General features: G+C 73.5%; 16 protein-coding genes. 5 read left to right on the top strand and 11 right to left on the bottom strand.

All coding sequences use genetic code 11. From position 1 onward, the window contains the following. Nucleotides 1-94: 94 nt before the first annotated feature. From ACGFSC_RS17880 to map, 4 genes are all read right to left on the bottom strand, one after another. The gene (locus ACGFSC_RS17880) at nt 95-1,606 is read right to left on the bottom strand and encodes an alpha/beta hydrolase (protein WP_359912489.1); all 1,512 of its coding nucleotides are present in this window, start codon (nt 1,604-1,606) and stop codon (nt 95-97) included. Nucleotides 1,607-1,784: 178 nt separating this feature from the next. Continuing rightward, nucleotides 1,785-2,210, bottom strand: a complete 426-nt coding sequence (locus ACGFSC_RS17875; RefSeq protein WP_359912486.1) for a thioesterase family protein — start codon at nt 2,208-2,210, stop codon at nt 1,785-1,787. A gap of 99 nt (nt 2,211-2,309) precedes the next feature. Then, on the bottom strand, nt 2,310-3,005 hold the full coding sequence (locus tag ACGFSC_RS17870; RefSeq protein ID WP_359912478.1) for an HAD-IA family hydrolase: 696 nt from the start codon (nt 3,003-3,005) through the stop codon (nt 2,310-2,312). A 40-nt stretch (nt 3,006-3,045) separates the two neighbouring features. Continuing rightward, nucleotides 3,046-3,813, bottom strand: a complete 768-nt coding sequence (gene map / locus ACGFSC_RS17865; RefSeq protein ID WP_359912475.1) for a type I methionyl aminopeptidase — start codon at nt 3,811-3,813, stop codon at nt 3,046-3,048. Between the two features lie 98 nt (nt 3,814-3,911). On the opposite strand from map, the gene ACGFSC_RS17860 reads away from it, so the two are divergent. The 3 genes from ACGFSC_RS17860 to ACGFSC_RS17850 all read left to right on the top strand — a co-directional run bounded on the left by ACGFSC_RS17860 (nt 3,912) and on the right by ACGFSC_RS17850 (nt 6,556). After that, nucleotides 3,912-4,181: a helix-turn-helix transcriptional regulator gene (locus ACGFSC_RS17860; RefSeq protein WP_359912472.1), complete on the top strand. Its 270-nt coding sequence runs from the start codon at nt 3,912-3,914 to the stop codon at nt 4,179-4,181. A gap of 268 nt (nt 4,182-4,449) precedes the next feature. After that, entirely contained in the window at nt 4,450-5,487 is a 1,038-nt protein-coding gene (locus tag ACGFSC_RS17855; protein ID WP_359912469.1) for a lysine-2,3-aminomutase-like protein, read from the top strand. A gap of 106 nt (nt 5,488-5,593) precedes the next feature. Further along, the gene (locus tag ACGFSC_RS17850; RefSeq protein WP_359912466.1) at nt 5,594-6,556 is read left to right on the top strand and encodes a DMT family transporter; all 963 of its coding nucleotides are present in this window, start codon (nt 5,594-5,596) and stop codon (nt 6,554-6,556) included. A 162-nt stretch (nt 6,557-6,718) separates the two neighbouring features. On the opposite strand, the gene ACGFSC_RS17845 is transcribed toward ACGFSC_RS17850, so the two are convergent. From ACGFSC_RS17845 to ACGFSC_RS17835, 3 genes are read right to left on the bottom strand one after another with little or no spacing between them, the layout of a single operon-like run. Continuing rightward, complete coding sequence (locus tag ACGFSC_RS17845) at nt 6,719-8,113, bottom strand: ABC transporter substrate-binding protein (RefSeq protein WP_359912464.1); 1,395 nt, start codon at nt 8,111-8,113, stop codon at nt 6,719-6,721. 51 nt (nt 8,114-8,164) lie between these two features. Then, on the bottom strand, nt 8,165-9,079 hold the full coding sequence (locus ACGFSC_RS17840; RefSeq protein WP_359912461.1) for a carbohydrate ABC transporter permease: 915 nt from the start codon (nt 9,077-9,079) through the stop codon (nt 8,165-8,167). After that, nucleotides 9,076-10,008 carry a sugar ABC transporter permease gene (locus tag ACGFSC_RS17835; protein WP_359912458.1) on the bottom strand — a complete coding sequence of 311 codons (933 nt, stop codon included), beginning with the start codon at nt 10,006-10,008 and terminating at the stop codon, nt 9,076-9,078. Before ACGFSC_RS17835 ends, ACGFSC_RS17840 begins: the two co-directional genes overlap by 4 nt. Before the next feature lie 226 nt (nt 10,009-10,234). Here ACGFSC_RS17835 and ACGFSC_RS17830 point away from each other — a divergent pair, with 226 nt between their 5' ends. Continuing rightward, on the top strand, nt 10,235-10,921 hold the full coding sequence (locus ACGFSC_RS17830) for an SMI1/KNR4 family protein (RefSeq protein ID WP_359912455.1): 687 nt from the start codon (nt 10,235-10,237) through the stop codon (nt 10,919-10,921). Nucleotides 10,922-10,986: 65 nt separating this feature from the next. Here the strand turns inward: ACGFSC_RS17830 and ACGFSC_RS17825 are convergent, their stop codons facing one another. The 3 genes from ACGFSC_RS17825 to ACGFSC_RS17815 all read right to left on the bottom strand — a co-directional run bounded on the left by ACGFSC_RS17825 (nt 10,987) and on the right by ACGFSC_RS17815 (nt 13,828). Further along, nucleotides 10,987-11,748 (bottom strand): glucose 1-dehydrogenase, encoded by a 762-nt coding sequence (locus ACGFSC_RS17825; protein ID WP_359912452.1) that lies wholly within the window; start codon nt 11,746-11,748, stop codon nt 10,987-10,989. Then, the gene (locus ACGFSC_RS17820; RefSeq protein WP_359912449.1) at nt 11,745-13,172 is read right to left on the bottom strand and encodes an MFS transporter; all 1,428 of its coding nucleotides are present in this window, start codon (nt 13,170-13,172) and stop codon (nt 11,745-11,747) included. Before ACGFSC_RS17820 ends, ACGFSC_RS17825 begins: the two co-directional genes overlap by 4 nt. Nucleotides 13,173-13,249: 77 nt before the next feature. Next, complete coding sequence (locus ACGFSC_RS17815; protein WP_359912446.1) at nt 13,250-13,828, bottom strand: helix-turn-helix domain-containing protein; 579 nt, start codon at nt 13,826-13,828, stop codon at nt 13,250-13,252. Between the two features lie 152 nt (nt 13,829-13,980). Between ACGFSC_RS17815 and ACGFSC_RS17810 the strand changes: the two genes are divergently transcribed. Further along, nucleotides 13,981-14,454 carry a DoxX family protein gene (locus ACGFSC_RS17810; protein ID WP_359912443.1) on the top strand — a complete coding sequence of 158 codons (474 nt, stop codon included), beginning with the start codon at nt 13,981-13,983 and terminating at the stop codon, nt 14,452-14,454. Between the two features lie 57 nt (nt 14,455-14,511). Here the strand turns inward: ACGFSC_RS17810 and ACGFSC_RS17805 are convergent, their stop codons facing one another. Next, complete coding sequence (locus ACGFSC_RS17805; RefSeq protein ID WP_359912440.1) at nt 14,512-14,823, bottom strand: MTH1187 family thiamine-binding protein; 312 nt, start codon at nt 14,821-14,823, stop codon at nt 14,512-14,514. Nucleotides 14,824-14,984 lie beyond the last annotated feature (161 nt).

Below are 14,984 nucleotides of genomic sequence, written 5' to 3'. Positions count from 1 at the left end.
CGACTCATTCCCGAGGTCCGAACGGCCGTGCACGCAGGAACAAGGGCCGTTCGTCCACGGCCCGTTGCCCCCGCGCGCCACCTCCCGCCCCCGCTCAGCCCGCCGGGCAGAAGACGTCCCGGGCCGGACGGCGGCCGGTGACCAGGTAGTCCGTCACCACCTGGTCGCCGCAGGCGTTCCCGTTGGCCCGGTACACGTCGTGGCCGCCCGAGTCCACCGCGACCATCCGCGCCCGGTCCCCGAAGGCCGCCCGCAGCTTGAGCGCACCGGCGTACGGCGTCGCGGGGTCGCGCAGGTTCTGCGTGAGCAGCACGTTGGCCGGGCCGCGGTCGGTCACCCGCACCGGCGGCTCGGCGGGCGCGAACGGCCAGAAGGCACAGGGCATCACGTTCACCGGCAGGCCGGCGGTGAGCGGACGGGCGGCGCGGTCCGCGGTGACGGCCTTGGCGTAGCTCGCCGGGTCGGTGGGCCACTTGACGTCGTTGCAGAGGGTGCCGACCGAGACGGCGAGGGTGTTCTGCACCGCCCGCAGCTCCCGCTCGCCCGGCTTGGGCGCGGCGGGCAGCGGAGCACGGCCGAGACCGGCCAGCATCAGCCGGGCGAGGACCGGGAACTTCGCGTCCGCGTACATGCTCTCCAGCAGGGTCTCGCGCAGCACGTTGCCGTTCAGCTCCGCCGGGTTGGCGCCCTCCCAGGGCAGCGGGGCCCGGTCGAGGCGGGCGGCGAGGTCGAGGAAGAGCGGGCGGACCTCCTCGGGGGTGTCCGCGACCCGGTCCGGGTTGTCCGGGGCCGACGCCCAGGCGGCGAAGTCGGGGAAGCGGTCCTCCACGCCCCGGCCGTAGTTGTCCAGCCAGCCGCGCCCGACCCGGGTCGGGTCCGGGTCGTCGTTGCTGTCCAGCACGATCCGGTCGGTGCGCTCGGGGAACATGGTGGCATAGACCGCGCCCGCGTAGGTGCCGTACGAGACGCCCCACAGGGAGAGGCGGCGCTCGCCGAGGGCGCGGCGGACACTGTCGATGTCGCGGGCCTCGTTGGCGGTGGAGATGCTGCGCAGCACCGGGCCGCCGTTGCGCGCGCAGGTCTCGGCGACGCGGCGGGCGGTGGCCAGGTTCCCGTCGATCGAGCCGTCGGCGGCCGGCCAGGGACGCACCTTGACCATCGACAGGTCGGCGGTGTCCAGTCCGCAGCTGACCGGGGTGGAACGGCCGACGCCGCGCGGGTCGAAGCCGACCACGTCGTAGCGGTCCCGGACGGACTGCGGCAGGTGCCCCGCCATGCCGTGGACGAGGTCGAGGCTGGAGCCGCCCGGTCCGCCGGGGACGGCCAGCAGCACGCCGCGGCGCAGGCCTGGATCGGCGGCGGTGATCCGGGAGACGGCGAGGGTGATGCGGGGGCCGTTCGGGTCGGCGTAGTCCAGCGGGACGGCGACCTCGGCGCAGCGCTGGGGGCTGTCGGCCGGGGCGTCCGGACAGGCGGCCCAGGCCAGGCCGTCCCTTCCGGGCGGCGCGGTGCCGGTCGCGCCGGCGGGCAGGGCGCTCAGCGCGGTCACGGCGAGGGCGGCGGCCGCGGTGACCGCGGCGGTGATGGTGCGGGTGGGCTTCGTCATGCCCAAGAGTCTGCTGCGGTACGGGACTTGGTCCCATCCGGGCAGCGGGCCGGTCGGGGGTGGGGAAATCCCCCGGGGACGGGGTGGAGACCGCCGTCGGTCGCGGTCTCCAGCCGTGGAGGGTGGGGGCGGTGGGCGGGGCCGGTTTCGCCGGGCCGGGTTCGCCGGGCCTGTTCGCTCAGAGGCCGAGCAGGCCCGGGTCGGCGGCCAGGGCGCGCAGCGGCTCGCGCGGGTCGGCGACCAGCCTGCGCTCCGTCAGGTCGAGGATGCCGCCGACGCCGGTGATCTCGGCGGCCAGCACGCCGTCCTCGCGGACCAGCCGCTGCACCAGCTGGAAGGTCTTGCCCTCCCGCCAGGTGAACGAGCAGCCCACCTCCACCGAGTCTCCCGCGCGCAGCTCCCGCAGGTACTTGACCGTGGTCTCCAGGACGACCGGGCCGACCCCCTCGGCGACCAGGTCCGCCTGGCGGATCCCGGCCGCCCGGAGGTACTCCCAGCGGGCGTGCTCGGCGTACTGGAGGTAGACCGCCTGGTTGAGGTGACCCTGGGAGTCGGTCTCGTACCCGCGGACGGTGATGCGTGTGGTGAAGTCCTGATCACTCATGCCCGCACGCTACTCCGGGCCGCGGGCGCGCCACCTCGTGTCCTGCGTCACCCCGGTCATGCCGTCACGCCGTCACCCCGTCGGGTCCGGCCACGGGGATCACCCGGTCAGGACGTCCAGCACCGGCGTGAGGGCGTCCGGGCGCCGGTCGACGGGCAGGTGCTCGACGGGGTGGAAGCCGCAGCCGAGCGCGGTCGCACCGCCGTCGCAGGTGCGGTCGTCGCCGACCATCAGGACGTCGGCCGGGGCGAGCCCGAGCCGCTCGCAGGCGGTCTCGAAGATCACCGGATCGGGCTTCTGCGCGCCGACCTCGTACGACAGCACGTAGACGTCGACCAGCTCCGCCAGACCGTACGCGCGGAAGACCGGCCGCAGGTCCCAGCCGATGTTGCTCACCACCGCGACCGGCACGCCCCGGCGGCGCAGCTCGCGCAGCACGGCGGCGGTGTCCGGGTACGGCCGCCAGTTCGCGGGCGCCCAGTGGGACTCGTAGAGGGCGTCCACGTCGAGGGCGGCGGGCGGCTCGGCGTCGCGGGTCAGCGCTGTGTACGCGGCCCGGTGCAGCTCGGGGGTCAAGTCCCGGGTGTCCCACGCCGGCTGGACCTCCGGCCGGATCCGCCGCGGCGGCACCCCGCCGGGCAGGGCACCGAACTCCTCCAGCCGGGCCACCAGTTCGGCCTCCTCCCGGGCCGGCAGGACGAGGCCGGTGGCGGCGGTGTGGGCCGCCAGCCACTCGACGGTGGAGACGACGCCGAAGAGGGTGCCGGAGAAATCGAACATCACGCCTTTGGTCATGGACCCCGAGCTTAGGGCGTGCCATGTGGATCTTGTCGGATCAGAGCAGGGTGAGAATGCGCGGACCGTCCTCGGTGATGGCGACGGTGTGCTCGACGTGGGCGGCGCGGCTGCCGTCGACGGTGCGCAGGGTCCAGCCGTCCGGATCGGTGCGGTGGTCGTCGCGCCCGCCGGCCAGCAGCATCGGCTCGATCGCCAGCACCAGTCCGGGGCGCAGCGGGTAACCCCGCCCCGGGCGGCCCTCGTTGGCCACGTGCGGGTCCTCGTGCATCCGGCGGCCGATGCCGTGCCCGCCGTAGCCGTCCAGCAGGCCGTAGCGGCCGGCGCGGGCGACGGTGCCGATGGCGTGGGCGATGTCCCCGGTCCGGTTGCCGACCACGGCGGCGGCGATGCCCGCTTCCAGGGCGCGCCGGGTGGTCTCGATCAGGGCGGTGTCCTCGGGGCGGGCGGTGCCGACGGTGAAGCTGACCGCCGAGTCCCCGGCCCAGCCGTCCAGGAGGGCGCCGCAGTCGATGCTCACCAGGTCGCCGTCGCGCAGCCGGTAGCCGTTCGGGATGCCGTGCACCACGGCGTCGTTCACCGAGGCGCAGATGACGGCCGGGAACGGAACGGGCGCGAAGGACGGGCGGTAGCCGAGGAACGGCGAGGCGGCCCCGGCGGCCTTGAGCACGCCCCGCGCCACCTCGTCCATCTCCAGCAGGCTCACGCCGGGCGCCGCCTGCTCCCGGACGGCTGCCAGCGCCTGCGCGACCACCCGTCCGGCCTCGCGCATCGCGGCCAGCCCGGCGTCCGACTTGAGTTCGACCATGGTGCTTCTCTCCCCTGGATCCAATTCTTATACCGGTATTTGTATCACGGTCGCGGGGCATGGACGCCGGGCGGCGAGGGGGCCGTAGACTCGTCGGCATGGTGAGGACTCCGCTGACCCCGTGGGAGCGCGAGCGCGGCGAGCGCTTCGGGGCGCTGCTGCGCGAGGCGCGCGGCGAGCGCAGCATGGTCGAGGTGGCCGCGGCGGCCGGCGTCTCGGCCGAGACGCTGCGGAAGATCGAGACCGGCCGGGCGCCGACACCGTCCTTCTTCACCATCGCGGCACTGGCCTTCGCGCTCGACCTGTCCATGGACGAACTGGCCGCCGCGTGCGCGCCCCCGGAGAGCGGCGAGGCGCTCTCCGCCTAGCGCACCGCTCCGCGGCGCCCGTACGCGGACCGTTAACATCCGGTGACGCGGCCTCCCGGATATTGTCACAATCAAAACTTGACGCGTTTATGCCACCGGACTAGCGTCGTCGTTCGTCGGCCTTCTTGGTTTTCACCGCCGAATCGATTTCCGAAGCCCTCCTCAAATCCCGTGATGATGTCGCTCGCGGGAATTTCGGTGTCCGTCGAAACGCGACGCGGCACCGTCCGCCGAACGATCTTCATCGGTTTCCCCAGGAGCTGAAGACATGGTCGCCCCGCGCCCGATTCGCACGCCCAAGGAACTGCTCGCACAGCAACTCGTCCCCGAGGAAGAATTCGCGACGATCACCGACGTCGCCAAGAAGTACGCCCTGAGCATCACCCCCGCCATGCGCGACCGGATCGTCGGGCCCGACGACCCGATCGCCCGTCAGTTCGTGCCCACCGGCCAGGAATTGATCTCCCTGCCGGAGGAGCGGGAGGACCCGATCGGCGACGACCCCTTCACCCCCGTCAAGGGCATCACCCACCGCTACCCGGACCGGGTGCTGCTCAAGCCGGTGCTGGTGTGCCCCGTGTACTGCCGCTTCTGCTTCCGCCGGGAGGTGGTCGGCCCGGGCGACTCCATGCTGAAGGAGGGCCAGCTCGCCGCCGCCCTCGACTACATCCGCAGTCACCCGGAGATCTGGGAGGTGATCTTCACCGGGGGCGACCCGCTGATCATGTCCCCGAGCCGGCTGCGGCCGATCCTGGCGGCGCTCGACGCCATCGAGCACGTCAAGGTGATCCGCTTCCACACCCGGGTGCCGGTGGTGGATCCGGACCGGGTGACCGAGGAACTGGTCGGGGCGCTCACCCTGGACACCCCGGTCTGGGTCGTCGTGCACACCAACCACAGCCAGGAGATCGGCCCCGGCGCCCGTCGCGCACTGCGGCTGCTGGCCGGCTCCGGCATCCCGCTGGTCAGCCAGACGGTGCTGCTCAAGGGGGTCAACGACACCCCCGAGGCGCTGGAGGACCTGTTCCGCACCCTGATCGTGAACCGGGTCAAGCCGTACTACCTGCACCACGGCGACCTCGCCGTCGGCACCAGCCACTTCCGCACCACCATCGCGGAGGGGCAGGCGCTCGTCCGCCGGCTGCGCGGCCGGGTCTCGGGCATGTGCCAGCCGACGTACGTGCTCGACATCCCCGGCGGCCACGGCAAGGTGCCGATCGGCCCGGGCTACCTGAACGGCGACGGGACCGTGACCGACCCGTGGGGCATCACCCACACCTACCCGCCCCGGAGCAGCACGGACTGACCCTGCGGCAGTGCCCGGGGAGCCGACCGGTCCGACGAGCGCCGAGCACTGAAACGACCGAGCACCGAGGACCGACCGCCCGACGCCGAAGGGAACCCACCGGCCCATGGTCACCGAACCCACCCCGTGCCGACCGGACTCCGCCGTCCCGACCCGCTCCCGGAGCTCCGCGACCGGCGTGATCGGCAACGCCGTCCGCCACCCGGGCGGAACGCTGACCCTGATCGGGGCCTCGGCGATCTGGGGCCTGTGGACCACCGCGGAGAAGTACGCCCTGCGCGGGCTCCCGGTCGTGACGGTGCTCGCCGTCTCGCTGGTCACCGCCGCCGCCCTGCCCTGGGCCCTCCTGCTCCGCCGGGGCCACCGGCGCCCGCCGCGCGACCAGCTGCGGCGGCTCGCCCTCCTCGGGCTGTTCGAGCCGATGGTCGGGTACGGGGCGATCGGGCTGGGGATGGCGCACATCGACGCGACCCAGGCCTCCGTCCTGCGCGGCTCGGAGGCCTGCTTCGTGGTCGCGCTGGCCGCGCTGGCCGGCCGCCGGGCACCCACGCCGCGCGCCGTCGGCGGCGTGGTGCTGGGTGCGGTGGGCATCGCGGCGCTGGGCGGCAGCCACGCCGTGTTCGGGCTCGGTACGGGGGACCTCCTCGTCCTGCTCGGCACGGTGGCGGCCGCGGCGGCCACCATCCTCACCGGACGGATCGTCCGGGACACCGATCCGCTGGTCGCCACGGCCTACCAGTTCGGCTTCGGGCTGCTGTTCACCGTGCCGCTGATCGCCGGTCAGTGGCTGCTGGGCGGCGACCTGACCACCGGCGGGGCCCGCCCGCTGCACTGGCTGGTCGCGGCCGGGGTCTGCGGCGGCGGGCTGGCGGGCGCGTTCCTGATGTACAACCGCGCCGTGACCCGGACCCCGGTCACCACGGCGGGCGTGCTGCTGAACATCATCCCGGTGTTCGGGCTCGCCTTCGCGGTGCTGCTGCTGGGCGAGCGCATCGACGCCTGGCAGTACGGCGGGGCCGCGCTGATCCTGGCCGGGATCTTCCTCTTCTCCGAGGCGGACACGGCGTAGCGGCGGCCCCGACGGCGGCGGCCCGCCCTGCGCGCGGTGCGCGGGGCGGGCCGTCGTCGTGCCGGCGTTCGGCCGCAGCGGTTCCGAAGGTCAGCCGCGGCGGCTCCGGCGTTCGACCGCGGCGGTTCGTCCGCGGCCTCTCCGTCGTTCGGCCGGGGCGGTTCAGCCGACCGAGCTGTTGTAGCTCTCGATCGCCGGCTGGAGCTCCTTCGCGGCGTCGGCCAGGGCCTGCTGGGCCGGCTTGGTGCCCGCGATGGCCTGCTCGATCGCGGTCTCCACGCCCTTGCGGGCCTGCGGCATCACGCCGAGCAGGCAGCCGGCCGTGGCCGGGGTCGGCTTGGTGGCCTTCAGCTGGTCGATCGCGGTCTGGAACTGCGGGTACTTGGCCACCCACTCCTTGTCCTTGGGGTCGTCCAGGGACTTGGTGTTGACCGGGAAGTAGCCGGTGCCGGTGTGCCAGACGGCCTGCTGCTCGGGGGCGGAGACGAACTTCTCGAACTCCCAGGCGGCGCGCTTCTCGGCGTCCGAGTGGCCGGGGCCGCTGATCCACAGCGAGGCGCCGCCGATCACCGGGCCGCCCTGGTCGGCGGCGTCGACCTTGGGGAAGGCCGCCGTGCCGACGCCGAACTTCGCGGCCTCGGTGTAGCCGCGCAGCACGCCGGTGGACTCCAGGTGCATCGCGACCGTGCCGGCCTTGAACGCGGCCTGGGCGTCGTCGGTGGTGCGGCCGGTGTTGGCCGCGTAGCCGCCCTTGACCAGGTCGGCCCACCACTGGACGATCCGGGCGCCCTGGGCGGAGTCGAAGACGACCTTGCCCGCCTTGTTGCCGCGGCCGTTGTCGTTGTCGCAGTACATGGCGCCGGACTCGGCGAGCAGCTGCTCCACGAACCAGCCGTAGATGGCGGCGCCGAAGCCGTACCGGACGGTCTTGCCGTCGGCGTCCTTCTTCGTCAGCTTCTTGGCCAGCTCGCCCAGCTCGTTGAGGTCCTTGGGCGCCTGCGCCGGGTCGAGGCCGGCCTCCTTGAAGGCGTCGCTGTTCAGGTAGAGCAGCGGCATCGAGGAGTTGAACGGCATCGACTGGAGCTTGCCGCCGACCGAGTAGTAGTTGCGGATGTTGGCGTCGAGGTCGTCCAGCGAGTAGCCGTCCTTGTCGGCGAAGGCCTGGGCCGGGACGGTCTGCTTGGAGTCGATCATGAACCGGGTGCCGATGTCGTAGACCTGCGCCAGGGCGGGGGTGCCCTTCTGCTGCACGGCGGCCTTGTACTTGGTGACCAGCTCGTCGTACTTGCCCTGGAACTGCGCCTTGACCTCGATCTTGCCCTGGTGGGCGGCGTTGAACTGGCCGACCAGCCCGTTCAGCACGTCGGCGTTCTTGCCGGTCATCGAGTGCCAGAACTCCACGCTGGTGACACCGGAGGCCTGGTCGAGCGCCTGGGCGCCGGGCGCTCCGGCGTCGGAGGAGCCGCCGGAACCGGAACCGGAGCCGCTGGAGCTGCAGGCGGTCAGGGAAAGGCCGGCCACCAGCAGGGCCGCGAGCGCGCGCGCACTCTTCTTCACGAGGGTTCTCTCTCTATCCGGGAAAGCGGGGGACGTGGACGGGACACGCGGTCAGCGGACGGCGCCCGCGGTGAGGCCGCGGACGATGAAGCGCTGGCCGAAGACCACCAGGGCGAGGGTGGGCAGCAGGGAGAGCACGACACCGGCCAGGATCAGCCCGGGATCGGCCATCTCGGAGTCGCGCAGCGAGGTCAGACCGATCTGGAGGGTCTGCATGTTCGCCGTGCGGGTGATGATCAGCGGCCAGAAGTACTGGTTCCAGGCCGACAGGAAGACGTAGATCGACAGCGCCGCGAGGGCCGGCTTGTTGAGCGGGACGACGATCCGCCACAGGAACCGCCAGTGGCCGGCCCCGTCGATCCGGGCCGCGTCGCGCAGTTCGCCGGGCAGCTGGCGGAAGGCCTGGCGCAGCATGAAGGTGCCGAAGCCGGAGGCCAGGAAGGGCAGCACCAGGCCGAAGTAGGTGTTGCCGAGCCCCCAGCCGGACAGCGTCAGGTAGTTGGGGATGATGATGGCCTCCCACGGGACCATCAGCGTGGCCAGGAACACCCCGAACACCACGGCCCGGGCCTTCATCGGCAGGAACACGAACGCGTACGCGGCGAGCACCGAGGTGAACAGCTGGGCGAGCGTGATGACGGTCGCCACGATCGCCGAGTTGGCGTACTGGCGGGCCAGCGGGATGGCCTCCACGGCGCCGGAGAAGTTCCGTCCGGTGACCGAGTGCGGCACCAGGGCCGGCGGGTAGGAGGAGAGTTCGGACGGGCCCATGAAGGCGCCGGCGATCGCGTAGTAGACCGGGAAGGCCACGGTGACGACCGCGACGGCGAGCAGCAGGTAGACGGCGGCGCGGCCGAGCAGGTCGCGCGGGGAGCGCCCGGCGAGGGCACGTGCGCGCGGTCGGGGCGCCTCGGCCCGCGCCCCGGTCTCGGTCTCGGTCTCGGTCTCGGTGGTCAGGGTGGTCATGCGTAGTGCACCTTCCGCTCCAGGACGCCGAACTGGACGGCCGTGCAGGCGAGGACGACCACGAGCAGCACCACGGCCTGGGCGCTCGCGGTGCCGAAGTCGCTGGAGCCGTAGGCGAAGGCCTTCTCGTAGACGGAGTAGACGAGGGTCCGGGTGGAGCCGTCCGGCCCGCCCTTGGTGAGGATGTGGATCTGGCCGAAGCTCTGGAGCGCGTGGACGGTGGAGACAACGGTCAGGAAGAACAGGTTCGGTCCGAGCATCGGGACGGTGATCGAGCGGGCCAGCCGCAGGCCGGAGGCGCCGTCGATGCGGGCCGCCTCCAGGACCTCCCCCGGGATCGAGCCGATGCCCGCGGAGAGCACCAGCACGTTGTAGCCGAGGTTCATCCACACCGTGGTGACGGCCACCGAGAGCAGCGCGTACCGGGAGTCGGTCAGCCAGCCGACCGGGCCGAGGCCGACGTGCGAGAGCAGGCCGTTGAGCACCCCGCTGGCGGGGTTGAAGAACACCGCGAAGACCACCGAGGCGCTGGCCACCGAGAACGCGAAGGGCAGCGCGAACGCCGAGCGCAGCAGCCGCACGCCGCGGATCCGGTTCTCCAGGAGCAGCACCAGCGCCAGCGCGCCGAGCACCCCGGGCACCACGGTGAGCAGGGTGAACAGGGCCGTGGTCGTCAGGGTGCGGCCGAAGTCCGCCGAGGCGAACAGGTCGGTGTAGTGCTTCGTCCCCACGTAGCGGGAGGGCGCGCCGAAGAGGTCGTTGGCGTGCCCGCTGAGGTAGACGGTCCGGCCCAGCGGGTAGCCGATGAAGAGGACGAAGACCACCAGGGAGGGCAGCAGGAAGGCCCAGGCGAGCCCGTGTTCGCCCCAGCGCCCTCCCCGTGGGGAGCGGCGGCCCGGGAGGGGCCCGGTGTGCGGTGCGGTCGGCATCTTTCGCGCGTCCGCCTTTCGTGATGTCGGTTCCGGCCGAAACCGTGTCTTGCCCGAACGACGGCGTGGAAACCCCGTGGTGATCAACGGGTGTCGCCGGGATTACGCGTTCGCGTCAGATCCGGCCGGTCGTGCCCGGACGGGCTGCGGAGGGGCTGCGCAGCGGCGGCGGGCGGGCTGTCGAGCGGTTCACCGCGCTGTCGGAGGGGTGGCGTACGGTGCGCGGGTGGACGAAACGGAATTCGACATCCCGGCGGCAATGGCCGAAAGTGTGCGCTCCCGCGCGGGTGCCTGGGCGCTCGTCAGGGGCTTCGCCGCCTACTGGGGCGAGCCCCTGGGGCCGGCCGACGGCTTCACGGACGAGGAGCTGGACGCGGCCGAGCTGCGGCTGGGCCTGCGGCTGCCGGTGGCGCTGCGCGAGGCGTACCGGCTGTTCGGCCGCCGGGCGGACCTGACCAGCAGCCAGGACGTGCTGCTGACGCCGGACGAGCTGCACGTGCTGGACGGCGCGCTGGTGTACCGGGCGGAGAACCAGGGCTGCGCGCACTGGGGCGTGCCGCTGGACGCCCTCGACCGGGAGGACCCGCCGACGGTGGGCCGGCTCGACCTGGCGGACAAGTCACAGGAGCGGTGGGAGCCCTGGGAGGAGCGCTTCTCCACGGCGGCCGCGGCGATGGCGATGACGGAGAAGCTGCTGGAGGAGCACGAGCTGACCGACTTCCTCGAATTGGAGGACGAACTGCCGGACGGTCTCGTGGAGTTGCCCGCGCTCGGCCGCAACTTCCGCTGGTACCAGGGCCCGGAGGTGCTGGTCGGGGTGGCCGAGGAGGCCTGGGTGGCGGCCCGCGCCCGCACCCCGCAGGCGCTGGACGCGCTCTACGGGGTGCTGCCCGGGGAGTGGCTGGGCGAGTAGCCGACGGTCAGGCGGAGGAGGTTGCCGGGCGGAGGGGCGGATGGACTGCCCGGCGGAGGGGCGGGTCAGGCGGAGGAGCCGCCGTCCAGCACCAGGTCGCTGCCGACGGTGTACCCCGCCTCGTCGGAGGCCAGGTACAGCACCGCGGCGGCCACCTCTTCCGTCGCGCCGACCCGGCCGACCGGGACCTCGGCCCTCATCCGCTCGGCCTTGGCCTCGGCGTCCTCGCCCGGCCGGGAGGACATCGGGGTGTCCACCGCGCCGGGGCTGACGGTGTTGATCCGCACGCCCTCGGCGATGTGGTCGAGGGCGGCGGCCCGGGTCAGCACGGTGACCGCGGCCTTGCTGGCGGCGTAGGCGCCGACGCCCGCGATCCGCTTGTGGGCACCGAGGTTGGACGAGACGTTGACGATCGCGCCGCCGCCGTGGGCCCGCATGTGGGCGATCTGCGCCTGCATGGCGAGCAGGGTTCCGGTGACGTTGACGCCGATCACCCGCTGCCACTCCGCCTCGTCGATGTCGGCGACCGGGCCGGCGGCGCCGAACACTCCGGCGTTGTTGACGGCGACGTCCAGGCCGCCGAACCGCTCGACGGCCTCCCGGACCAGCCGGGCGGCGTCCTGGGCGTTCGTCACGTCGCCGGTGAGCGCGACCGCCTTGCCGCCGGCCCGCTCGATCAGCTCGACGGTCCCGGCGAGCGGGCCCGCGCCGCGGCCGGCGACCGCGACCCGGGCGCCCTCGCGGGCGAAGGCGAGCGCGATGGCCCGGCCGATGCCGCTGCCGGCGCCGGTGACCAGGACGGACTTGTCGGCGAAACGCGTGGTCATGAGGTGAACTCCTTGATGCGGTCGGTGCGTTCGGTTGCGGTGGAGCTGGTGGGGCTGGTGGGGCTGGTGGGCCCGATGGTCCGGGGCAGTGCGGCGACCGCGACGGCGGTGAGCGCCAGCCCGACGGCGGCCGCCGCGAAGGCCGCGGCGTAGCCGCCGACCACGCTCGGGCGGGTGGCGGCGAGCGCCATCAGGGCGGCCAGTCCGGCGGTGGGGCCGAGCTCCATGGCCGTGTTGAACACTCCCGCGGCCAGTCCGGTGCGCTCGGGCGGCACCCCGCCGGTGGCGAGCACGGTCGCACCGGCGAAGGCCGCGGCGGCGCCGGCGGGCAGCAGGAGCAGTCCGGGCAGCAGTCCGAGGGCGTAGCCGCTGCCGGGGCCGAGCCCGGCCAGCAGGCCGAGTCCGGCGGCGGCCAGGGCGAGGCCGCCGGCGGTGACCGCCACCGGGCCGTACCGGACGCTCAGCGGGCCGGCGAGCCGACCGGAGAGCAGCAGGACGGCCGCGTAGGGCAGGAAGGCGGCGGAGGTGGCCGCGGCGCTCCAGCCGCGCAGCTGCTGGAGGTAGAGCGACAGCAGGACGAAGGTGAGCGCGGTGCCGGCGGCGGTGGCCATGACGGCCGCGAGCGCGGTGGCCCGGCGCCGGTCGGCGAGGAAGCCGGGCGGCAGCAGCGGGTCGGCGGTGCGGCGTTCGGCGGCGGCGAAGGCCGACAGCAGGAGCACCCCGGCGACCAGCGGGCCGTACGTCCCGGGGCTGCGCCAGCCGTGTTCGGTGGAGGCCACCAGGGCGTAACTCGCCGCGCAGACACCGGCGGTGGCGAGGGCGGCACCGCGCAGGTCCAGCGCCGGGCGGGTGCCGACCGGGGCGGCCGCGGGCAGGGCCGCGGAACGGACGAGGCCGAGCAGCGCGACCAGGACGGGCACCGCGAACAGCCAGCGCCAGGAGACCGCCGCGGCGACCGCGCCCGAGACCACGCTGCCGACGGTGGCGCCGAGCACCGACAGACCGCCCCAGGTGGCCATCGCCCGCCGGTAGGCGGCCGGTTCGGGGTGCAGCACCCGGACCACCGCGACCGCCGCCGGGGCGGTGAGGGCGGCGCCGACGCCCTGCACGAAACGGCTCGCCAGCAGGACGGGGTAGCCGGGCGCGAGGGCGCAGGCGATCGAGGCTGCGGCGAGCAGCGCCAGGCCGGCGCGGAGCACCGGGCGTCCGCCGTGGCGGTCCGTCAGGCGGCCGCCGAGCAGCAGCAGGGAGCTGAAGGAGAGCCCGTAGGCGGCGCTGAGCAGCAGCACCCCGGACGGGCCGAGCCCGAACTCCCGCGCCACCAGCGGCAGCGGCACGGTCAGGATCATGATCGTGAAGATCAGCACCGCCTGGACGACACCGAGCAGCGCGAAGCCGTACCGGCCGGTAGTGATGACGGCCATGTAAAACCCTCCCCCCTATAAAGACCGTTCGGTCCAGAATGAGCCCCGGAAAAGACGCCGGCCCGGACCGGCCGGCGTCAGTCCAGCAGCGCCAGCGCCTGCTCGGCGGCGTCCCGCGCCCGGGGCGCGCCGTCGGCGGTCTTGCCCACCACCCGGATGCCCTGGAGCAGCACGACCAGCATCCGGGCGAGCGTCCGCGGATCCCGCCCGGCGGGCAGTTCGCCCTGCGCGGCGGCCCGCGCCAGGGCGGCGGTGAGCAGCGTCTCCAGGCGGTCGAGGCTCGCCTCCACCCGGCGGGACGCCGCCGGGTCGTGCGGGGCCAGCTCCACCGCCGTGTTGGTGACGAAGCAGCCGCGCCGACCCTCCTCCTCGTCCGTCACGGCGTACCGGCGGACCAGCGCCCGGACCGCCGGCAGTGCCGGGCCGGGCCGGGAGAGGTCGAGCAGCCGTGCCGAGTCGCTCTGCTCGCAGTAGCGCTCCAGCGCCCGCAGGTACAGCTCGCGCTTGCTGCCGAAGGTCGCGTAGATGCTGGCCCGGGCGATGCCGAGCCGCTCGACCAGGTCGGCCATCGACGTCGCCTCGTAGCCGCGCTGCCAGAACAGCTCCAAGGCCGCCTGCAGCGCCGCGTCCGGGTCGAATTCCTTCGTTCGCGCCATGTCGGGAACAGTAGCCCTTTCTGGACCGAGCGGTCAAGAAAGAGCAACTATTGGTCCAGACCTGATCTCTGACGGAGCATTGCCAAGTGGACTAGACCAAGGCTACCCTTACCGCTCCCATCCACCTCCTTCCCCCACAGGAGGCGTTTCGCATGCCCGCACACCGCCCCAACCACCCCCGGCAGACCGCCGACGCCGCCAGACCCGTCGTGCTGACGGCCTTTCGGATCGTCGTCGGCCTGCTCTTCGCCTGCCACGGCGCCGCCTCGCTGTTCGGCGTGCTCGGCGGCGCCAAGGGCGGCGGCACCGTCCCGCTCGGCCAGTGGCCCGGCTGGTGGGCCGCGCTGATCCAGCTGGTCGGCGGCGCCCTGGTGCTGCTCGGCGCCGGCACCAGGGTGGCCGCCCTGCTCTGCTCCGGCTCGATGGCCTACGCCTACTTCACCGTCCACCAGGAGCACGCCCTGCTGCCCCTGCAGAACGGGGGCGAGGCCTCGGTGCTGTTCTGCTGGGCCTTCCTGGCCATCGCGACGCTCGGCTCCGGCCCGTACGCCCTGGACCGGCTGCTCACCCGCCGGCCGCCGGCCGTCGCGGCCGAACCGGCGATCCGGCCGACGTCGACGGTCTGACCGGCTTGCCAGCACCAACTACCGTCTAGCAAAGCCCACCTGACGGTCCATCGGCCATCAGCGGTCCGACGGGCTCCCAGCGGCCAGGTGCCGCTCGACCGAGGCGACCTTGGCGGTGAGGCCGTCGGTGACCCCGGCCCGGTCGTCGATCTTGATGACCGTGCTCACCCGGTTGCCGTACGCCTTCACCGCCTCGATCGCCGCCCTGATCACCGGCATCACCTCGTCCCACTCCCCCTCGATGCTGGTGAACATCGCGTCCGTGCGGTTCGGGAGACCGCTCTCCCGCACCACCCGGACGGCGGCGGCCACCGCCTCCCCCACGTCCTCGCCGATCCCCAGCGGGGTCACCGAAAAGGCTGCGATCACGGCTCTGCGCTCCTTGTGCTGGACGACACTGGTCGCGGGGGCGGGCCCGCCCCCCCCCCCCCCCCCGGCACGGCGGCGCCCCCCCCACGCGACGCGCCGCAGCCGCGGGGCGGCCCCCCCCGGCCCGGGGGTGCGGGCCCCGGGGGGGGGGGCCCCCGAGC

The organism is Kitasatospora sp. NPDC048715 (assembly GCF_043198905.1).
In the GTDB taxonomy this organism is placed as follows: domain Bacteria; phylum Actinomycetota; class Actinomycetes; order Streptomycetales; family Streptomycetaceae; genus Kitasatospora; species Kitasatospora lactacystinica.
The sequence above is the reverse complement of the archived record's forward strand: the minus strand, read 5'-3'. Positions and strand labels throughout refer to the sequence as shown.